General features: G+C 67.5%; 4 protein-coding genes. All 4 read right to left on the bottom strand.

The genetic code is table 11. The annotated features are described in order from the left end of the window. A partial coding sequence (locus tag ACE3TU_RS19815; protein ID WP_374627375.1) for an ATP-binding cassette domain-containing protein occupies positions 1-991 on the bottom strand: 991 nt, incomplete at its 3' end. After that, on the bottom strand, positions 988-1,827 hold the full coding sequence (locus tag ACE3TU_RS19810) for an ABC transporter permease (protein ID WP_374627373.1): 840 nt from the start codon (positions 1,825-1,827) through the stop codon (positions 988-990). The genes ACE3TU_RS19815 and ACE3TU_RS19810, both read right to left, overlap by 4 nt. Continuing rightward, positions 1,827-2,786, bottom strand: coding sequence for an ABC transporter permease (locus ACE3TU_RS19805; protein WP_374627371.1), 960 nt, complete (start codon positions 2,784-2,786; stop codon positions 1,827-1,829). The genes ACE3TU_RS19810 and ACE3TU_RS19805 overlap by 1 nt, the downstream gene beginning before the upstream one ends. A 51-nt stretch (positions 2,787-2,837) precedes the next feature. Further along, a partial coding sequence (locus ACE3TU_RS19800) for an ABC transporter substrate-binding protein (RefSeq protein ID WP_374627369.1) occupies positions 2,838-4,165 on the bottom strand: 1,328 nt, incomplete at its 5' end.

Below are 4,165 nucleotides of genomic sequence, written 5' to 3'. Positions count from 1 at the left end.
CCACGATGGCCAGCGTCTCGCCGGGCAGGAGGTCGAAGTCAACTCCGTCCACGGCATGCACGGCCCCAGCGCGCCGCATCAGGCTTCCGCCGGTCGGAAACCGCACCACGAGGCCCCGGACGTCGACGATCGGCGTCCCCCCGTCGGCGCGCCTGCCATCGGTCCGCGCGGCGCGACCGGCGGCGAAGTGCGGCACGGCCTCGAGCAGATGGCGGGTATAGGAATGCTGCGGATGGTCGAGCACGCGCGCCGCCTCGTCGTGCTCGACGGCCAGCCCCTGCTGCATCACCAGGATGCGGTCGGCGATGCCGGCGACGAGCCCGATGTCGTGGGTGATGAAGATCATCGCCATGCCGGTCTCGGCGCGCAATTCGGCAAGCAGCGCCATGATCTGAGCCTGCACCGTCACATCGAGTGCTGTCGTCGGTTCGTCGGCGATCAGCAGTCGCGGGCTGCTGGCGAGCGCCATGGCGATCATCACGCGCTGGCGCATGCCGCCGGAGAGCTGATGCGGAAAGTAGTCGAGGCGGGTCTTGGCATCGGGAATGCGCACCCGTTCAAGCACCTCGCGCGCCGCCGCCCGGGCCGCCGCACCGGTGATGCCGCGGTTGAGCCGGAAGGCCTCCTCGATCTGCCGCCCGATCGTGTGCACCGGGTTGAGCGAGGTCATCGGCTCCTGGAAGATCATGCCGATGTCGCGGCCGCGCACGTGGCGCAGGTCGCGCTCCGTCGCACCCGTCACGTCGAGCGTGCTGCCATCCTGGCGGAACAGTTCGATGCTGCCGCCGGTGATGCGTCCACCGCCGAAATCCACGAGCCGGTTGACCGAGAGCGCCATCACCGACTTGCCCGAACCGCTCTCTCCGACGACGGCGAGGGTCTCGCCCGCCGCCAGCTCGAAGCTGACGCCCTTGAGCACCTCATTGGCGGCCGGCTGCCGCCCGAAGCCGACCCGCAGATCGCGAACCCGCAGCAGCGGCGACGCGGTCATGCCGGCCTCCCCTGCATGCGCGGATCGAGGATGTCGCGGAGCGCATCGCCGGTGAGATTGAACCCGAGTATGCCCAGCATGATCGCCAGCCCGGGAAAGAGCATCAGCCACGGGGCGTGCTGCATGAGGTTCCGGCTTTCCGACAGCATCAGGCCCAGCGACGGCGCCGGCGGCTGCGTGCCCAATCCGAGAAAGCTCAGCCCCGCCTCCGTCAGCAGGGCCCAGGCGAGCGCCAGCGTCACCTGCACGGTGAGGGGCGCGATGAGATTGAGCAGCAGGTGGCGGGTGAGGATGTAGGCCTGCGAGCTGCCGAAGGTTCGGGCCGCGTCGACGAACTCGCGCCGCTTGAGCGACAGGGCCGGTCCGCGGACGACGCGGGCGAAGATGGGGGTGTAGACGATGGCGATGGCGGTGACGCTGGTGAAGGGCCCCGGCCCGACGATGGCGATGATCAGCAGCGCCAGCAGGATGGCCGGGAACGCCAGCAGTACATCCATCAGCCGCATCAGCACGCCGTCCCAGAGCGGTCCCCACCAGGCGGCGAGAAGCCCGATGACGGTGCCGGCAAGGGTGGCTATGGCCACCGAGCCGGAGGCCACGACCAGGCTCTGGCCGATGCCGAGCATCAGCCGGCTCAACGTGTCCCGGCCCAGCAGGTCGGTTCCCATCAGGTACAAAAGGCTCGGCGGCTTCAGCCGGTCGATGGGAAACTGCTTGAGCGCGTTGTGCGGGGTGATGCCGAGGGCGCCCAGCACGGCAAGTCCGAGGTAGACGGCGATGATGCTGGCGCCGATACGGCCGCTCGGGTGCCGGAACAGGGCCTCTAGAAACCGCATCAGCGCTTCCCCAGCCGGATGCGCGGGTCGAGGGCGACGTAGATGAGGTCGACCAGCAGGTTGACCACGAGGAAGTTGAAGGCGACGAACAGCACGCTGCCCTGCACCAGCGCGTAGTCGCGCTGCGTGATGGCGTTGAGGACCAGCCGGCCCAGGCCGGGCAGGGCGAAGATCTGCTCGACGATCACAGCGCCGCCCAGCAGGTAGCCGAACTCGACGCCGCTCAGCGTCACGACCGGTATCAGCGCATTGGGCAGCGCGTGCGCCCAGACGACGCTGCGGGCCGAGGCTCCCTTGCTGCGGGCAGTACGAATGTAGTCGTCGCCGAGCACGTCCAGCATGGCCGAGCGGGAAATCCGGGTGACCGAGGCGGCGAAGGCAAAACCGAGCGTGATGGCGGGGAACACAAGCTGGCCGAGATTGGCCAGCGGATCGACCGTCAGCGGGGTGAACGTCCCCATCGTCGGGACTACACCGAACACCACCGAGAGGAAGTAGATGATGAGCAGCCCGAGCACGAAGCTCGGCGTGGACTGGCCGAGCATGGCCAGCACCCGGACCACGAGGTCGCTGGTGCGCTCGTTGCGGGTGGCCGCGAGCACCCCGAGCGGCACGCCGGTCGAAAGGGCGATCAGCATCGAAAGCAGCGCCAGTTCGAGCGTCAGGGGGAAGTGATCGAGGATCACCGGCAGCACCGGCCGCCCGAACGTCACCGAAATCCCGAGGTCACCCTGGAAGAGGCCGCCGAACCAGGTGAAGTACTGCGACCAGATCGGCTGGTCGATGCCGAAGTACTTGGCGAGGACGGCCCGCTGCTCGGTGGTGAGCAGCCCCGCCTCGGTGCCGAGCATCGCCGTGATGGCATCGCCGGGGATCAGCCGGATCGAGACGAAGACGAGCACGGAGACCCCGAGCAGGATCAGCGGAAACGTCAGCAGCCGCTGCGCCACATAGTTCATCAGGCCGTGCCCCGAGAATGGGGCAGGCCAATGGCCCGCCCCGTCTTGCGATCAGTTGATGGTAACCTGGCTCAGGGCGAACAGCGACCCGGTCGGGTTGGGCTGGAAGCCCTGCACGGTCTTCAGCTGTGCCGTGTAGCTGTAGCCGGTCGACAGCCATACCCACGGCGCCATTTCCGTCAGGTGCTGCTCGAACTGCTGGAAGATGGCCTTGCGCTTTTCGGGGTCAGTCTCGGTGCGCCCCTGCTGCATCAGTCCATCCAGCGTGTCATCCACGTAGTTGGAGACCTTGAGGAGGTTGCCGGACTTGGTGAAGTAGCGGTTGTACATCGGATAGGGGTCCGGGCGCCCGCCGTTCTGCGCCACCGCCATGTCGAAGTCACCGGCGAGCCAGGCGTCGACATAGACGTTGAGCTCCATCATCTTGATGTCGAGCTTCACGCCGATTTCCGCAAGCTGGGCCTGCAGCACTTGTGCCTCCGAGGACGCGACGGGAGGTTCGCCGTTGGCGGCGATCACCGTGGCGGTGAAGCCGTCGGCGTAGCCGGCCTCTTGCATCAATGCCTTGGCCTTGGCCACGTCCTGCTGGTAGCAGAACAGCCCGTTGGGGTCGCTGCGGAAGGCCGGCATGGTCAGCGGCCCGGTCACCTGACCTTCGCCGAGCAGCGCGGTGTCCAGCACCTCCTGGCGATTGACCGCGCAGGAGATCGCCTGGCGCACCTTGAGCTCGTCCATCGGCTTGCGGGCCGGGTTGAGCTGCAGCACGTTGTAGGCGAGGCCCGTCACCCGATTGAGCTGCAGGTTGGCTTCGTTCGGCACCAGCGTGGCCACGAGCGGATCGTTGATCAGCGCGAAGTCCGTCTGGCCGGCTCGCAATGAGGCGAGGATGGCGGTCTCGTCCGGCAACACGGAAATGGTGATGCCGTCGACGCCGGTCTTGCCGCCGGCCCAGTTGGGATTGGCACTCAGCACTTCCTGGGCGTTGGGCGTCCACGAGTCGAGCTGGAACGGGCCGGAGCCGACGGCCTTGGTGCCGATGGTGCCTGCAGCGATTTCCGCCGCGGGCGCGATCGCTGCGTTGATCGTCGCCATGGCGACCAGGATCGGGGCGTCGGGCTGCGAAAGGTTGAAGACCGCGGTCGTCGCATCGGGCGTGTCGATGCTGGCGATCGAGAGGAAGTTGGAACGCGCCGCCGCCGCGGTGGCCTCATCGAGCAGGCGCTCGAACGACGCCTTGACGTCGGCGGAGGTAACCGGGGAGCCGTCGCTGAACTTGGCGTTGGCATTGAGCTTGAAGGTCAGCGTCAATCCGTCCGCCGAGAACTGCCAACTGTCGGCAATGGCCGGCACCACCTGCAGGTCGCTGTTCAGCCGGACCA

Source organism: Devosia sp. (assembly GCF_041917035.1).
Lineage (GTDB): Bacteria > Pseudomonadota > Alphaproteobacteria > Rhizobiales > Devosiaceae > Devosia_A.
This window is presented reverse-complemented; position numbering and strand designations above follow the sequence as displayed.

Coding starts and splice junctions, on each gene's coding strand:
- ACE3TU_RS19810 (WP_374627373.1), bottom strand. CDS start 1,827: ATGCGGTTTCTAGAGGCCCTGTTCCGGCACCCGAGCGGCCGTATCGGC.
- ACE3TU_RS19805 (WP_374627371.1), bottom strand. CDS start 2,786: ATGAACTATGTGGCGCAGCGGCTGCTGACGTTTCCGCTGATCCTGCTC.